At 63.8% G+C, this 13938-nt stretch carries 12 protein-coding genes and 1 riboswitch; of the genes, 2 read left to right on the forward strand and 10 right to left on the reverse strand.

Annotation, left to right across the window (positions count from 1 at the left end):
- Positions 1-72: 72 nt before the first annotated feature.
- From V6767_RS13995 to V6767_RS14015, 5 genes are all read right to left on the reverse strand, one after another.
- Positions 73-1251 (reverse strand): AI-2E family transporter, encoded by a 1179-nt coding sequence (locus tag V6767_RS13995; RefSeq protein ID WP_448430391.1) that lies wholly within the window; start codon positions 1249-1251, stop codon positions 73-75.
- A gap of 59 nt (positions 1252-1310) precedes the next feature.
- A complete protein-coding gene (locus V6767_RS14000) occupies positions 1311-1865 on the reverse strand; it encodes a gamma-glutamylcyclotransferase family protein (RefSeq protein ID WP_448474044.1) in 555 nt (184 codons plus the stop codon).
- Positions 1865-3682 (reverse strand): ABC-F family ATP-binding cassette domain-containing protein, encoded by a 1818-nt coding sequence (locus tag V6767_RS14005; RefSeq protein WP_448474045.1) that lies wholly within the window; start codon positions 3680-3682, stop codon positions 1865-1867. Before V6767_RS14005 ends, V6767_RS14000 begins: the two co-directional genes overlap by 1 nt.
- 6 nt (positions 3683-3688) lie before the next feature.
- Entirely contained in the window at positions 3689-4339 is a 651-nt protein-coding gene (locus V6767_RS14010) for a thiamine diphosphokinase (RefSeq protein ID WP_448474046.1), read from the reverse strand.
- 93 nt (positions 4340-4432) lie between these two features.
- Positions 4433-4975, reverse strand: coding sequence for a MarR family winged helix-turn-helix transcriptional regulator (locus V6767_RS14015; RefSeq protein ID WP_448474047.1), 543 nt, complete (start codon positions 4973-4975; stop codon positions 4433-4435).
- Between the two features lie 121 nt (positions 4976-5096).
- On the opposite strand from V6767_RS14015, the gene V6767_RS14020 reads away from it, so the two are divergent.
- The gene (locus tag V6767_RS14020; protein ID WP_448474048.1) at positions 5097-6608 is read left to right on the forward strand and encodes an MDR family MFS transporter; all 1512 of its coding nucleotides are present in this window, start codon (positions 5097-5099) and stop codon (positions 6606-6608) included.
- Here V6767_RS14020 and V6767_RS14025 read toward each other — a convergent pair.
- The 5 genes from V6767_RS14025 to V6767_RS14045 form a co-directional block, all read right to left on the reverse strand.
- Positions 6600-7787, reverse strand: coding sequence for an OpgC family protein (locus V6767_RS14025; protein ID WP_448474049.1), 1188 nt, complete (start codon positions 7785-7787; stop codon positions 6600-6602). The genes V6767_RS14020 and V6767_RS14025 overlap by 9 nt on opposite strands.
- 5 nt (positions 7788-7792) lie before the next feature.
- Positions 7793-9604: a glucans biosynthesis glucosyltransferase MdoH gene (gene mdoH, locus V6767_RS14030; RefSeq protein ID WP_448474050.1), complete on the reverse strand. Its 1812-nt coding sequence runs from the start codon at positions 9602-9604 to the stop codon at positions 7793-7795.
- 74 nt (positions 9605-9678) lie between these two features.
- Complete coding sequence (locus V6767_RS14035; RefSeq protein WP_448430405.1) at positions 9679-9855, reverse strand: hypothetical protein; 177 nt, start codon at positions 9853-9855, stop codon at positions 9679-9681.
- Entirely contained in the window at positions 9839-11458 is a 1620-nt protein-coding gene (locus tag V6767_RS14040) for a glucan biosynthesis protein (RefSeq protein WP_448474051.1), read from the reverse strand. The genes V6767_RS14035 and V6767_RS14040 overlap by 17 nt, the downstream gene beginning before the upstream one ends.
- A 373-nt stretch (positions 11459-11831) precedes the next feature.
- A complete protein-coding gene (locus V6767_RS14045) occupies positions 11832-12269 on the reverse strand; it encodes an FKBP-type peptidyl-prolyl cis-trans isomerase (protein WP_018064943.1) in 438 nt (145 codons plus the stop codon).
- 228 nt (positions 12270-12497) lie between these two features.
- Positions 12498-12596: riboswitch (TPP riboswitch) on the forward strand.
- Between the two features lie 36 nt (positions 12597-12632).
- Here V6767_RS14045 and thiB point away from each other — a divergent pair.
- Positions 12633-13643, forward strand: a complete 1011-nt coding sequence (gene thiB, locus V6767_RS14050; RefSeq protein ID WP_448474052.1) for a thiamine ABC transporter substrate binding subunit — start codon at positions 12633-12635, stop codon at positions 13641-13643.
- The last annotated feature ends 295 nt before the right edge of the window (positions 13644-13938 follow it).

Consider the following 13938-nt stretch of genomic DNA (forward strand, 5'->3'; position numbering starts at 1 on the left):
GAAAAATGATGTACGTAAAGCATCTTTCGCCGTCGCAATCGTCTCCGGGAGGCGGGTTCAGGCGATGTCGGGTCAGTCCTGGCTAATTGCGGTTGGGCCTTGCGAAGGCGGGGGCTCGGCTTCTGCCGGCTTTTCGGCGGCGGCGAGGTTTGCCTCCAGCACCCATTCGCGCCAGATCGCGACGATCAGCGCCATCAGCACCGGGCCGACGAACAGCCCGATCAGCCCCATGGTCTTGACCCCGCCGACAAGGCCGAAAAAGGTCGGCAGGAAGGGCAGCTTGATCGGCCCGCCGACAAGGCGCGGCCGCAGCGTCTTGTCGACGATGAACAGCTCGATCGTGCCCCAGGCGAACAGCGCGATGCCGTGGATCGGCGTGCCGCGCGCCACCAGATAGGCCGAGATCAGCGTGAAGGTCAGCGGCGCGCCGCCCGGCACCATCGCCATCACCGCCGTCAGCAGGCCGAAGGACACGAAATTCGGCACGCCGGCCAGATAGTAGGCCGTGCCAAGCACGATGCCCTCGCCCATGGCGATCAGCGTCATGCCGGTGACGGTCGAGGAGATGGTCGCCGGCACCACGCGCGAAATCCGGTACCAGCGATCGGGAAACAGCCGCTCGCCGATCATGTCGAGTTGGGCTGCGAACTTGTCGCCGTCCTTGTAGAGGAAGAACAGCGCGATCAGCATGAACAGCGCCGCCAGCGCCAGACCGAACACCCGGCCGCCGACGAACAGGGCGGTGCGATAGATGCTGCCGATATTCTCGCCGCTGACGGCCTGGATCAGTTGCCCGATATCGCCGGGCTGGCCGAGATATTCCTGCCACTTCGCCGCAACCCATGCGCCGATGGCGGGCAGGTTGTAAATCCAGTCGGGCACCGGCGCGCCGACGCGGTTTGCCTCCGCGGCCCAGGTGATCCAGGCCTCGAGCTCGCGCGACATGTAGATCACCGCGAAGACGATCGGAAGGATCAGGAACAAAAGGATCAGGAAAATTGCGATCGCGGCGGAAATCTTGCGCCGCCCGCCAAGCCGGCGGTCAAGCTTGCGATAGACCGGCTGCGAGGCAAAGGCGATGATCAGTGCCGCCAGCACCGGCACCAGGAAGCCGTGAAAGAAATAGATCGCCGCGAGCGCCACGCCGAGCAGAAGCCAGCGCGCGGCCGTGACGGAGGGGATCAGCGGCGCGCGGGCGGCGGCTGCCGTGCCGATCCAGCTTTGCGTCCTGTGATGCGGTTTCTGATCCATCGCCTGTTTCTTTCCCGTCGGGCCGACCGGCATTATCTATGCTGCCCCCATATCGCCTTTCAAGGTCGATAGCCAGCAAAAGCCCCGTCGCCATCAAAGCCCGCGCTGGCCAGAACCTCTCTCGCCTCCACACCGGACGGACGCGAACGGTCGGGATCGGCGCGGCAAGGGGCGGCGGCGAGCTGGTCGACATAATCCGCCGGCAGACCGTGCTGGCGCGCGCCGGCAACCACCAGCGCATGATACCAGTCGAAGGGCAGCAACGTCGGATCGCGAAAAGCGGGCGGGGCCTTGTAGGTGCAGGCTGAGACCGTCGCTTCGTCCTTCAGGAGGCGCACCGCGCAGTCATCGATGCGGTCATACCCCTTGCCTTTGCCCTCGAACGCATCAAGCAGATCGCGCTCTGCCACGTCGAGCGTGAACACCACGCCGAACACCGCCTCGCCCGCCCGCTCCACGATCGTCGCCTTGCCGGATCCCTCATTGCCGATCTTGGAAAAGGCGAGCGCATGGTTCTCCAGCACCGCCGGACCGACCGGCCTTGCCGACGGGCAGCGCCGCGTCAGCCGCTCGGTCAGCATGTTGGAGCCGTAGGCGAAATAGGCGAGCGCCATCAGCCTTCCAGTTCCTCGCGCAGCATTTCCAGCTCCAGCCATTCCTCTTCCTTGGCGGCGAGCGTCGCGCGTTCGCGTTCCAGCACTTTCGCGGCCTTGGAGAAGCCGTCGGGGTCGCGTGCAAAGAATTGCGGATCGGCCATGCGCTCCTCAAGCTTGGCAATATCCGCCTCGATCTTCGCCATTTCCTTCGGCAGGTTTTCCAGCGCGAATTTCTGCTTGTAGGAAAGTTTTCCTTTTGCCTTGGCGGGCTCGGGCGCTGCCTTTTCCCGGGCGGCCTGCTTTTCCTTCTTTTCCTGGGCCTTCGCTTCGACGGCCGCGCCCTTGCGCTGCGCCATCATGTCGGAATAGCCGCCGGCATATTCCAGCCATTCGCCATCCGGCGACAGCGGATTGGCCGGCGCGATCGTCGAGGTGACGGTGCGGTCGAGGAAGTCGCGGTCATGGGAAACGAGAATGACGCTGCCGGCAAAACCGGCGACGATCTCCTGCAGCAGATCCAGCGTCTCGATGTCGAGATCGTTGGTCGGCTCGTCGAGGATCAGCAGGTTGGACGGTTTCGCCAGGATGCGCGCCAGCATCAGCCGCGCCCGCTCGCCACCCGACAGATTGCGGATCGGCGTGCGCGCCTGTTCGGGCTGGAACAGGAAGTCCTTCATGTAGCCCGCGACATGGCGCTGCTCGCCATTGACCAGCAGCGTGTCGCCGCGCCCGTCGGTGAGGTAATGCGCCAGCGTGTCGTCGGGGTCGAGCTCCTCGCGTTTCTGGTCGATGACGGCGATTTCGAGATTGACGCCGAGGCGGACCCAGCCGCTGTCGGGCGCAAGCTGGCCGGTCAGCATCTTCAAAAGCGTGGTCTTGCCAGCCCCGTTCGGGCCGACGAGACCGATGCGGTCGCCGCGCGAGACGCGCAGCGAGAACGGCTTCACGATCGCGCGGTCACCGAAGGATTTGGTGATGTTCTCCGCCTCGATCACCAGCTTGCCGCTTTCGCGCACATCGCTGACCGTGGCGTTGACCGTCCCCTGCGGCCCCTGATGCCCGCGGTGGCGGGCGCGCATGTCATGCAGTTCTCCAAGGCGGCGCATATTGCGCTTGCGTCTGGCGGTCACGCCGTAGCGCAGCCAGTGTTCCTCGCGCACGATCTGGCGCGCCAGCTTGTGCTGCTCGGCCTCTTCCTCCTCCAGCACCTTGTCGCGCCATTCCTCGAAATGCGCAAAGCCCCGGTCCATCCGCCGGGCGATGCCGCGGTCGAGCCAGACGGTGGCGGTCGAGACGTTTTCGAGAAAGCGCCGGTCATGCGAGATCAGCACCATCGCCGAACGGGTGCCGGCAAGCTCCTCTTCCAGCCATTCGATGGTGGTGAGGTCGAGATGGTTGGTCGGCTCGTCGAGCAGCAGGATATCGGGTTCGGGCGCCAGTACCCGGGCAAGGGCCGCCCGCCGCGCCTCGCCGCCGGAAAGTTTTTTCGGATCCGCCGATGGCGAAATGCCGAGATGCTCCATCATGTAGTCGGCGCGGTAATGCTCGTCGCCCGGCGCAAGGCCGGCGGCAACATAGGCTTCCACGGTGGCATAGCCGGAAAAATCCGGCGCCTGCTCTAGATAGCGGATGGTGGCCGAGGGCTGGCGGAAGATTTCCCCGGACTGCGCCTCGACCAGACCGGCGGCGATCTTCAGAAGCGTCGACTTGCCCGATCCGTTGCGCCCGACAAGGCAGATCCGGTCGCCCGGCTCGACCTGCAGGCCCGCGCCGGCAAGCAGCGGCGTTCCGCCGAAGCTCAAATGGATATCGTCCAGTTTCAAAATCGGCGGCATAACGCCTCATACTCCCGAAAAATCATGCGGTCGGAGAATGATGATCCCCGAACCGTTTTTCAAGCCGAAGCGCACCGGCCCGCCCTTCGCCTTGTTCGACACGCCGCGCGCAGCACCAAAGGGCAGGGCGAAATCAGCCAGCGGATAGACGGCGTTGTCGATCGAAAGGCCGGCAAGGTCTGAGACGCCGAGCACGGAAAACAGCGAGCCCTCGGGCATCTCCACCACCGTCTCGCCGGCAAGCAGGGGATGGGCCTCCTCCTCGCCGGAGGTCAGCACGATGTCGATGCCGTCGCCAGCCAGCCGGACGGCGAGCAGAAGGTTCATCAGCCCGTGATCGGTGCGCTCGCCCTGCAGCGCGCCGGCCATCACGATCCGCGCCGCGCCCCGCTCCAGCGCCTCTTCAACGGCAAGCGCGCCATCGGTCAGGTTCTTGGCGGGCGGAAAGCTCTTGCGCGTGATTTCGGGAAAGCGGGCCACAAGCTCGGCATCGGTGGAATCGAAATCCCCGACCCAGACTTCCGGTCTCACGCCCAACGCCTCGGCATGGCGCATGCCGCCATCGGCGGCGATCACCCGGCTTTCGGCCACAAGCGCCAGCACCCGGTCATCAACCGAAAGCGCGCCGCCCAGCAATATCGTGAAGGTCTCGTTCATCGCCTACGCAATAGAGCGGATCGGGCGCAAAGGGAAGGGTGGCACGCACGCCCGGACGCGTTCGCCTGTCGATCCCCGCCCGGTCCGTTCTGCTCAGCCCGCCGAACGGGCCTTGGGCGCGATCTCGGGGGCTTCGCCGGCGGCGTGTGCGCGGGCGTAGTCCTCGAGGCCGTTGACGAAGCGCTGATAGAGCCTGGAGAACGCATCCAGGTCCTCGGCCGACCAGTTTTCGGTGACGCCTTCCAGAAGCCGCCGCTTGACCGCGTGAACCTCGTTGAGAAGCACCTTGCCCTTCGCCGTGATCACCAGGATCGAACGGCGGGCATCGTTCTGGCACACCCGGCGTTCCAGCACATTCTGGGAAACGAGTTCGGCGACGATGCGGCTGGCGCGCGAGGGATCGATGCGCATGCCTTCGGCAACCGAGCCGATCGTCGCACGGTCGTCTTCGCCGGCGCGATAGACCACGTCGAGCACATCGAGATGGGTGATCTCCAGCGCCGGCGCGACATTGGCGATCGCGATCCGCCCGATGATGCGGCGCCGCATCATCAGCCGCTGCTGCGTCATGGCGTCGGAAATCCGGTCCATGGCGTCGGCCAGGTCGGGGGGTGTCGTATCGCGCTTTTCGTCCATGCTCTCTGTCTATCAGATCATCGGAAATTTTGAAACATGCATAGTGCATATCCATGCTGTTGACAAATACTTGCTTTCAGCACATTTATCGTCCATGCGTTCCACCGAGACTGCCCCGCCCATGGACCAACAGAGCCAGTTCGTCTCGCTGGTCGAGCATCCGCGTCGTCGGGTCATCGCCTTCCTGTTCCTGCTGATGTCGATGTTCCTGGCAACGCTCGACAACCAGATCGTCTCCACCGCGCTGCCGACGATCGTCGGCGAGTTCGGCGCCGTCGAGCGCTTCGGCTGGGTCGCCTCCGCCTATCTGCTGGCCTCCTGCGCGGTGATGCCGATCTACGGCAAGCTTGGCGATCTTATCGGGCGAAAATATGTGCTGATGGCGGCGATCGTGATCTTTCTGGTCGGATCGCTGACCTGCGGGCTTGCAGTCTCTATGAACACGCTGATCGCCGCGCGCGTTCTCCAGGGTTTCGGCGGCGGCGGGCTGATGGTGTCGATCTTCTCGCTCAACGCCGACCTGTTTCCCGCGCGCGAACGGGCCAAGTACCAGAGCTATGCCAGCCTTGTGCTGATGACGTCTGGCGCGCTCGGCCCGATCCTCGGCGGCACGATGACGGCCGCCTTCGGCTGGCGCTCGATCTTTCTGGTCAACCTGCCGGTCGGGCTCGTCGTGCTTGCGGGCCTCCATATTCTGCTCCCCAACCGCAAGACCGGGCGCAAGCCGAAGATCGATTTCCTTGGCGCGCTGCTTCTGGCGCTGATGGTGACGGGGATCGTGCTGTGGTGCGATTCCGGCGAGATCTTCGGCTCGATGCTGTCGCCGGCAAGTTTTGGCGTGGTGGCCGCGGTCGCCGTGCTCACCGGCCTGTGGGTGATGGTGGAGCGGCGCGCGCCCGAGCCGATGATCCCGCTTTCGCTGTTTTCAAACCGGACCGTCGTCCTGCTTCTGATCATCTCGATTGCCAGCGGCAGCATCGCCATCGGCATGGTCAATTATCTCGCCCTGTTCCTGCAGACCGTTCACGGGCTATCGCCCACGGCGGCGGGCCTGTTCTTCATTCCGGTCACCATTGGCCTGGCTGTCGGCGCGCTCACCGGCGGGCGGCTGATGTCGATCACCGGACGATACCGGCCGCTGGCGATTCTCGGCCTGTCGCTCTCGACGCTGGCCTTTGTGACGCTTTCGCTGTTTGCCGTTTCCGCCCCGCTGGCGCTCACGGCGGCGATCCTCGGCCTGCACGGGCTCGGCATCGGCTTCGGGCAGCAGGTGCCGGTGCTTGGCGTGCAAAACGCCGCGCGCGGCGGCGATGTCGGGGCGGCCACCGGCACGGTGACGCTGTCGCGCATGGTGGGCGCGTCGGCCGGCATTTCCATCTACGGCGCAATTCTGGCCCATGGCCTTGGCCGTTCCGCGCCTATTCCGGGCGTCGGACCGCTTACCGAGCTCTCGCCGACCGCCATTGCCGCGCTGCCGGAGCCCGCCCGCGCGCTGGCGATCGGCGGCTACGGCGATACATTCACCATGCTGTTCATGTTTGCGGCCGTCGTCTGTCTGATCGGCCTTGTCGCGGCGCTTGCGCTGCGGCCCATGCTCCTTGGCGCGCCGGCGCAGGCTGCGGAATCAGCCTGACCGCTTGATGGCGGCCTCCGGCGGTGGCGTGATCGCGGGCGGTATCACAGCCGCCTTGGCCTTGCCGGCGCGGGCAAGTGCGGTGCGGGCGGCGAAATACTGGATCGCGATGCCCGCCAGCAGCAACATACTATCTCCCAGGAGCGTGATTCCGGTCATTTCGCGCAGGATCTGAAACGCGAAGGCGGTCAGTGAGCCGGTGACGAAGGTGGCAAGGCTCGCCCGGCCCATGACATTGATCGGCTCGAAGATCGGCAGCGACAGGAAACGCTTGAGCCCCGGCATGTAGACCACGATATAGGCGAGCGCCAGAATGTGGGCGATGCGCGGCAGGCTGAGCCATTCCTTGCTGGTATCGGCGATGAAGTCCGGCATGAAGGCGGGGAAGGGGAAATTATACTCCCCGATCAGCCGCCACCACACCGAATAGACCACGAAAGCGACCGAGGCGGCGTAAAGCGCAGGGTGAAACCCGACCAGCGCCTTGCCGCGCCGGTTGGCGATGCCGACCGCAAGGCCGATCGCAAACAGCAATTGCCAGCAAAACGGGTTGAAGAACCAGGCCCAGTCGGCCGGATAGGCCGGCAGTCGGATCTCGAAATAGCGCGCAACAAGCCAGACCGCGAACGAGACCGACAGCATCAGTCTGATACTGCGCTTGCCAAGCAATAGCAGCGCCGGCAGGGCCGCAAACAGCACGATATAAAGCGGCAGGATGTTGAAATAGCTGACCTGGTAGGTGAGCAGGGCGGAGCCTGCGACCGTGCCGAGCGGCTGTTCCCACAGCCATGACAGCCCGTTCAGCTCGGCGAATTCCTCCATGCCGAAGCGCACCAGAAGCGGCGTTGCAAGCGCCAGCACGACAAGCGTGGAAAACAGATGCGCGCCATAGATCGTGCCCGCCCGCCGCCAGATGCGTTTGGCCGTCTCCATCAGCGAACCGGCCACGAACCGGCCGCTATAGGCAAGGCCGGCAGAAATGCCCGAGATCAGCACGAAGGCTTCCGCCGCATCGGAGAAGCCATACATCCTCATCGTGTAGAACGAATAGAGGTTCTCCGGCACATGGTCGATGAAGATGATGATCAGCGCCAGACCGCGCAGAACATCGAGGCGCGGATCGCGCTTGCTTTTCACCGGCGCCGCCGGGGCGGCGGCATTGCTTCTGTTTGCGTCCAAAGGCGTTATCCCTGCGCGGCCGAATAGGCGGGCTCGATTGCATCCGTCCTCGGCGCGGCGGTCTCCCGGTCAACAGCGGGTCTCTCCTTCCAACGCGCAAGAACGCGGTCGCGTTCCTGGACGATGGCCGGGCGCGCCAGTTCCTCGGGCGTGCGGAACAGCTGGCAGCGATAGGCGAACCGACCGCTTGTCGGCGATGAACTGACGGCGATCAGCAGCGGGGCGATGATCTGCGGGCCGGCAATCGGCGTCAGCCACCAGAACAGGTCCGGCGCGAGCGTCCAGGAGCCGACGAGCGTCAGAATGCCGGTCAGCACGATCCACCAGCTTGCCCGGAAGGCCTCGCCGAATTTCAGCGTTTGGCCCTCGCGGTCGGAGGACGGCCAGCCGCCATCCATGCCGAAGATCACCTGCATCACCGAGCGGCTCTGATACATCAGCGTGATCGGCGCGAGCAGCGACGACCATATGATCTCCGCGAGCGTGGACAGGAACACCCGGAAAAACCCGCCGAAACGGCGCGCTTCGCCGGAGACGCCGGCGCGCAGCGCGATCAGCAGTTTCGGCCCGATCAGCAGCCCGCCGACGCCGACCAGCAGCGTCACCGCGAGCGCGGTTTCCGCGCGCGGAAAGATCGCCGGAAGGTAGGGGCTCGGAAAATAGTCGATCGCGGGCGCAAACAGCGGGGCGACGATCGAGGCGACAATGAACGCCATCCACAGCGGCGAGCTGATATAGGCCATCACGCCCTGCAGAAAGGTGAAGCGGTTCCACCCATGCAGGCCGGGTGCGGTTACAAGACGGATATGCTGAAGATTGCCCTGGCACCAGCGGCGGTCGCGCTTGGCATAGTCGATCGCGTTCTGTGGCCCTTCCTCGTAGGAGCCTTCGAGATCGGGGTCGACCCGCACGATCCAGCCCTGACGCCTGAGGAGCGCCGCCTCGACATAGTCGTGGCTCAGGATATGTCCGCCGAAGGGCGGCGCGCCGGAAAGCGCCGGCAGGCCGCAGCTTTCGGCAAAGGCATTGGTGCGCACCATGGCGTTGTGGCCCCAGAACGGGCCTTCCTCACCCTGGATACGGGCAAGGCCGCGGGTGAACATCGGCGAGAACAGGCCGGCGGAAAACTGCAGGGCGCGGGCGAACCAGGTCTTCGACGCGATGATCTTCGGCAGCGTCTGCAACAGGCCAAGCCGCGGCTCGGCCTCCATACGGCGCAGCATTTCCACGATCGTCTCGCCTTCCATCAGGCTGTCGGCGTCGAGGATCAGCATATAGGTGTAGCGCGCGCCGTGACGGCGGACGAAATCGCCGATATTGCCGGCTTTCTTGCCGCTATTGTCGGTGCGGCGGCGATAATATGCGTCGATCCCGCGCGGCATGTCGGCGTGAAGGGTGAGGAACCACGCCTCCTCCTGCGCAATCACCTCGGGATCGCGGCTGTCGGAGAGGATGGCGATGTCGAAAAGCCCGGCATAGGGCGTTTGCGCCAGCGAATGCGCCATGGCGGCGGCCGACGAAAACGTCGCGCGCGGGTCTTCATTGTAGACCGGAATCAGGATGGCCGTCTTTGCCGCCTGGCCGCTTTCGGCAAGCGAGGCCCGCGGCGGCGTCTTGAACCTGCGGCCGATAAGGCCGCCAATGCCGAGTGCAGCGCCCCAGGCGATCCAAGCGGCGGTCGCAGCGCACAGCGCGATCCGCACGAAGTCGACCCAGTCGGCGCCGTCGGCGAAGAAAACGTCCATCGCGATGCGAGACGCCGCAATCGCGATGATTGCGGCGAATACGATCGAAAAGGTCCGTCTGAAGGCCAGCATCGGTTATCCCTTTGGTCCTTGCGGGCCTCACCGTTGAAAACGGGGGGCCGTCCGGAAAAGTTACCTTCCGGTTTCTAGAGCCGTGCCGAGCGCGGACGCTGCCACACGAGAACCGGCGAGAGTATCGTTGCGATAACGCCGCGGCGGCGCGGGCGCTCCAGAAGCTGCTCGGGCATGGGAAGCGGCGCGGACGCCGGAAGAAACCGGCTGAATTCCATGTTCTGATCCGACCCGTCAATTTGGTTGGTCATCGCCTTTTCTCCACTGATATAACCAGATTTCACTCACGTCGCGGCTCCCGTCCGTCAGCGCCCCGACAATTTCCACCGGCGCGTCGCCGGCGGGCTTGATATCGATTGCCAGACGCCAGACGCCCTGGCCTCTGATCGCCGAGACCGTGGAATGCACGACCTCGCCATTGGTAATGTGCAGGCGCTCCTGCAGTTCCGAGCCGGGCGCCATGTCATCCAGCGGGCCGCCGGCGAAATCAACGACGAGCTTGCGCACGTCGTCATTGTCATTGGCCACACCGGACACGCCGCCCTCGCCGCTGCGGATATCGATGACGCGGGCGAGCCGGGCCTGGTCTTCCTCGATCGCGCCCCAGGTCAGCCGGTAGCCGAACTCGGCCGATCCGCCTTTCTTGGCGGGCGCTTCCGGCTGCCAGAAGCAAACGATATTGTCGTTGACTTCCTTGTCGGTCGGGATCTCGACCAGCGAAATCGTGCCCTTGCCCCAGTTTCCGGCCGGCTCCACCAGAAGCGAAGGCCTCCGCTCGTAATGGGCCTCGGCGTCCTGATAATCCTCGAACGCGCGATGGCGCTGGTAGAGGCCGAACGCCCGTGGATTGGTCTCGCCGAAGAACGAATTGGCGAGCGTCTTGGCATTCTGCAGATTGCGCCAAAGCTCCGTGCCGTCGGCGCGCACGATCTTGAGACCCTCGCTGTCGTGGACCCGCTCCCGATAATCATCAAAGGCATGATGGTTGGCGGGACCGAACAGGAACATGGAAGTCATAGGGGCAACGCCGAGACGCTCGATATCGTTCCGGAAAAACAGCCGCGCGGTGACATCCATGCGCGTGTTCTTGCCCGGCGTGATCACGAAACGGTAGGCGCCGGTGACGCTCGGCCCCTCAAGTGCGGCGAAAACGGTGATCTTGTCCTTCTCCGTGCCCGGCCGCATGATGTAGAAGGCGGAAAAGCGTGGAAACTCCTCGCCCTGGCTGGTCGCGGTGTTGATCGCAAGGCCGCGCGCTGAAAGGCCATAGAGATTGTTCTGGCCGAGCGCGCGGAAATAGGACGAACCCAGGAACGAGATCAGCTCGTCGGAAACTTCCGGGCGGTTCAGCGGATAGTTGATCCGGAAGCCCGCGACCCCCGGCAGCTTGACGCCATGAAACTGCTCGACGTCGAGCGGCGCGCGGTAGATGAAGTCATCGCCCGTAAACTCGAGTTTCTGCGCAACGCCGTCGGCGACCTCGTAGATATCAACCGGCGTCTTGAACAGCCAGCCGAGCGCGAAGGCCTGAAGCTGAAAATCGGACTGGTCGCGCCAGATCGCCTTGTTGGGATCGTAGCGGATAGCGCGGTAATCATCATATTGAAGGTCCCGGAACGGTTCGGGGACCTCCTGGGAGGGTTCCTCGTAAGCCTCCCCGGCCTTGGCCTTCATCTGTTCGGTAAGCGTGTCGAAATTGAACGCGTCAGGAGGCGGCGCTGACGCCTCGACCGTTGCATTGGCTTCCGGCATCTTTCCCGGCTCGACCGCCTGCTGCGCGAAGGCCTTGCCGCCCACCCCCGAAAGAGCGAGCACGCCGACCGCGGTCTGGGCCAGAAAGGTTCGTCTCTTCATGCGTAAATCCCGTTGGCTTTAAATGGATAGATAAAATGAAATGGTGCAGAGCAGCATACTCATTCCCTTCGCCCGCCGGAAGCGCGCAGGCGCGGTTGCGCGAACGCCCGTCGCCAGACGGGCGCGGACGAGTCACAAACGAGGCAGGCCCGTTTCGGTTCCATCGCTGAAGAAGAATATTTTCGATCGATAAAATAGACGTTCCGGGAATCCGGCATGGGGATGGCTCATCAAAAAGGGCTGACACACACATTTGCGTACCAGCCCATTATTAGCAAAGCCATTCAGCCAAAGAATGGCAAAATCATGGCAATGTGCCACCTTCGCGCCGCAATATTTTCACATAGTTCGAAAACGGCGCGACAGGCCCTGATCAGGCGGCCTTCACGATCTCGACCAGTTCGACGGCAAAATTCAAATCCTGGCCCGCGAGCGGATGATTGGCGTCGACGGTGACTTCCTGTTCCTCGACCTTGGTCACGATCAGCGGTACGGTCTGGCCATCGGGCGTGCGCGCCTGAAGCTGCATGCCGGGGGCAACTTCCACTTCCTGCGGCATGGCGGAGCGCGGCACGACCTGCACCTTCTGCGGGTCATGGGGGCCATAGGCTTCGCTGGAATCGACCTTCACGTCGCGGCTGTCGCCAACATTCATGCCGGCGATCTCGCGATCGAGGCCGGGAATGATCTGGCCCGCGCCCACGGTGAATTCCAGCGGCTGGCGGCCTTCGGAACTGTCGAAGGTCGAACCGTCATTGAGGGTTCCGGTGTAGTGAATACGAACGGTATCGCCCGCTTTTGCTTCTGTCATCTCGTGTGCTCCTTCCTTGAAACACTGCACGCTGGCCGAGATCGGCCGCGCCGTTTTCGGTTTTCCAGAGTGCTTTCGCCCCTGAAGGATGAGCCGACACGCTTTACTTCGCATGACGACCGACTTTTCGTCCGGCACGCCGGACAAGCCTTTTACCTAATGCTTGTGAGCCGATTTTTCAAATCGTGCGCCACTTGAAATGCCGGGTGCGCCGCGATAGGTGTTTGGTCAGCTCTAACGGGGTGCGATTTTCGCTGAGAGGCTTTGAGCCAACCCGAAGAACCTGATCCGGCTAGCACCGGCGGAGGGATTAGACGCGCAGGACGCCGTTTTCCCCTCAGTTACCGAACACAAGGAGGCGTCATGACCTATCGCACGACCATCGCCATTCTCGCGCTTGCGGCCCTTCCGGCGCTGCCGGCGGGCGCCGAGGAGAACAAGGTTCTCACCGTCTATACCTATGAAAGCTTCGATGCCGAATGGGGCCCGGGGCCGGTGGTGAAGGACGCCTTCGAGAAGACCTGTGATTGCACGCTGAAATTCGTCAGCGTCGAGGACGGCGTTGCGCTCCTCAACCGGCTGAAGCTCGAGGGCCAGTCGAGCCCCGCCGATATCGTTCTCGGTCTCGACAACAACCTCATCCACGAGGCGAAGGAAACCGGCTTTTTCGCGCAATCCGGCGTCTCGACTGAGGCCGCTGATATCCCCGGCGGCTTTTCCGACGATATCTTCGTGCCCTTCGATTACGGCTGGTTCGACATTGTTTATGACACCCAAAGCATCGACAACCCGCCGACAACGCTCGACGAATTGGTGAACGGCCCCGCCGACCAGAAACTGGTGATCGAGGACCCGCGCACCTCGACGCCGGGCCTCGGAATGCTGTTGTGGATGAAATCGGTCTATGGCGATGACGCTGCCGCCCAATGGGAAAAACTCTCCGACCGGATCCTGACGGTCGCGCCGGGCTGGTCGGAGGCTTACGGCCTGTTCACCAGCGGCGAGGCGCCGATGGTGCTGTCCTACACCACGTCTCCGGCCTATCACGAGATCGAGGAGGGGAGCGACCGCTACAAGGCGATCGATTTCAAGGACGGGCTCTACATCCAGATCGAGGTCGCCGGCATGACGACGATGGCCGATGATCCGGACCTTGCAAGGTCCTTCCTCGAATTCATCCTCACCCCCGGCTTCCAGGACGCGATCCCGACCCATAACTGGATGATGCCGGCAGCCGCGACCAGCGACCCGCTGCCCGCCGCTTTCGAAAACGCAGTGAAGCCGCAAAAGACCCTGCAATTTCCCCCCGACATCGTCGCCGAAAACCGCCAGAAATGGATCGACGAATGGCTGAACGCCATGAGTGCGCGGTGAGAGCGACAGGTCCGGCGGTGAGGCGAGGGCGCGAGGCTGCCTCTCGCTTGGTGCCGCGCCACAGCAAACGACCGCGCCGCATAGCCCCCCAATCTTCTCGCCCCGGAGGGGAGAGATGTCGCGAAAGCGACAGTGAGAGGGGAGCCTATCACCGCGAACGCCCTCACGAGACGAGATGCCGCGCCACCCTCACTGCCCCTTTCGGGGCATCTCTCCCGCCAGCGGGAGAGAGTATTGGGAGCAAGGTGCCGCGCCCCGATGCAACAGACCCGCTCCTTTATAGGCGAGGCCGTGG

The organism is Martelella sp. FLE1502, from assembly GCF_053484255.1.

Excerpts from the sequence above, each read along its gene's own strand:
- V6767_RS14035 (WP_448430405.1), bottom strand. The coding sequence starts at position 9,855 with ATGACCAACCAAATTGACGGGTCGGATCAGAACATGGAATTCAGCCGG.
- V6767_RS14040 (WP_448474051.1), bottom strand. The coding sequence starts at position 11,458 with ATGAAGAGACGAACCTTTCTGGCCCAGACCGCGGTCGGCGTGCTCGCT.
- V6767_RS14005 (WP_448474045.1), bottom strand. The coding sequence starts at position 3,682 with ATGCCGCCGATTTTGAAACTGGACGATATCCATTTGAGCTTCGGCGGA.
- thiB (WP_448474052.1), top strand. The coding sequence starts at position 12,633 with ATGACCTATCGCACGACCATCGCCATTCTCGCGCTTGCGGCCCTTCCG.
- mdoH (WP_448474050.1), bottom strand. The coding sequence starts at position 9,604 with ATGCTGGCCTTCAGACGGACCTTTTCGATCGTATTCGCCGCAATCATC.
- V6767_RS13995 (WP_448430391.1), bottom strand. The coding sequence starts at position 1,251 with ATGGATCAGAAACCGCATCACAGGACGCAAAGCTGGATCGGCACGGCA.
- V6767_RS14000 (WP_448474044.1), bottom strand. The coding sequence starts at position 1,865 with ATGGCGCTCGCCTATTTCGCCTACGGCTCCAACATGCTGACCGAGCGG.
- V6767_RS14045 (WP_018064943.1), bottom strand. The coding sequence starts at position 12,269 with ATGACAGAAGCAAAAGCGGGCGATACCGTTCGTATTCACTACACCGGA.
- V6767_RS14010 (WP_448474046.1), bottom strand. The coding sequence starts at position 4,339 with ATGAACGAGACCTTCACGATATTGCTGGGCGGCGCGCTTTCGGTTGAT.
- V6767_RS14015 (WP_448474047.1), bottom strand. The coding sequence starts at position 4,975 with ATGGACGAAAAGCGCGATACGACACCCCCCGACCTGGCCGACGCCATG.
- V6767_RS14020 (WP_448474048.1), top strand. The coding sequence starts at position 5,097 with ATGGACCAACAGAGCCAGTTCGTCTCGCTGGTCGAGCATCCGCGTCGT.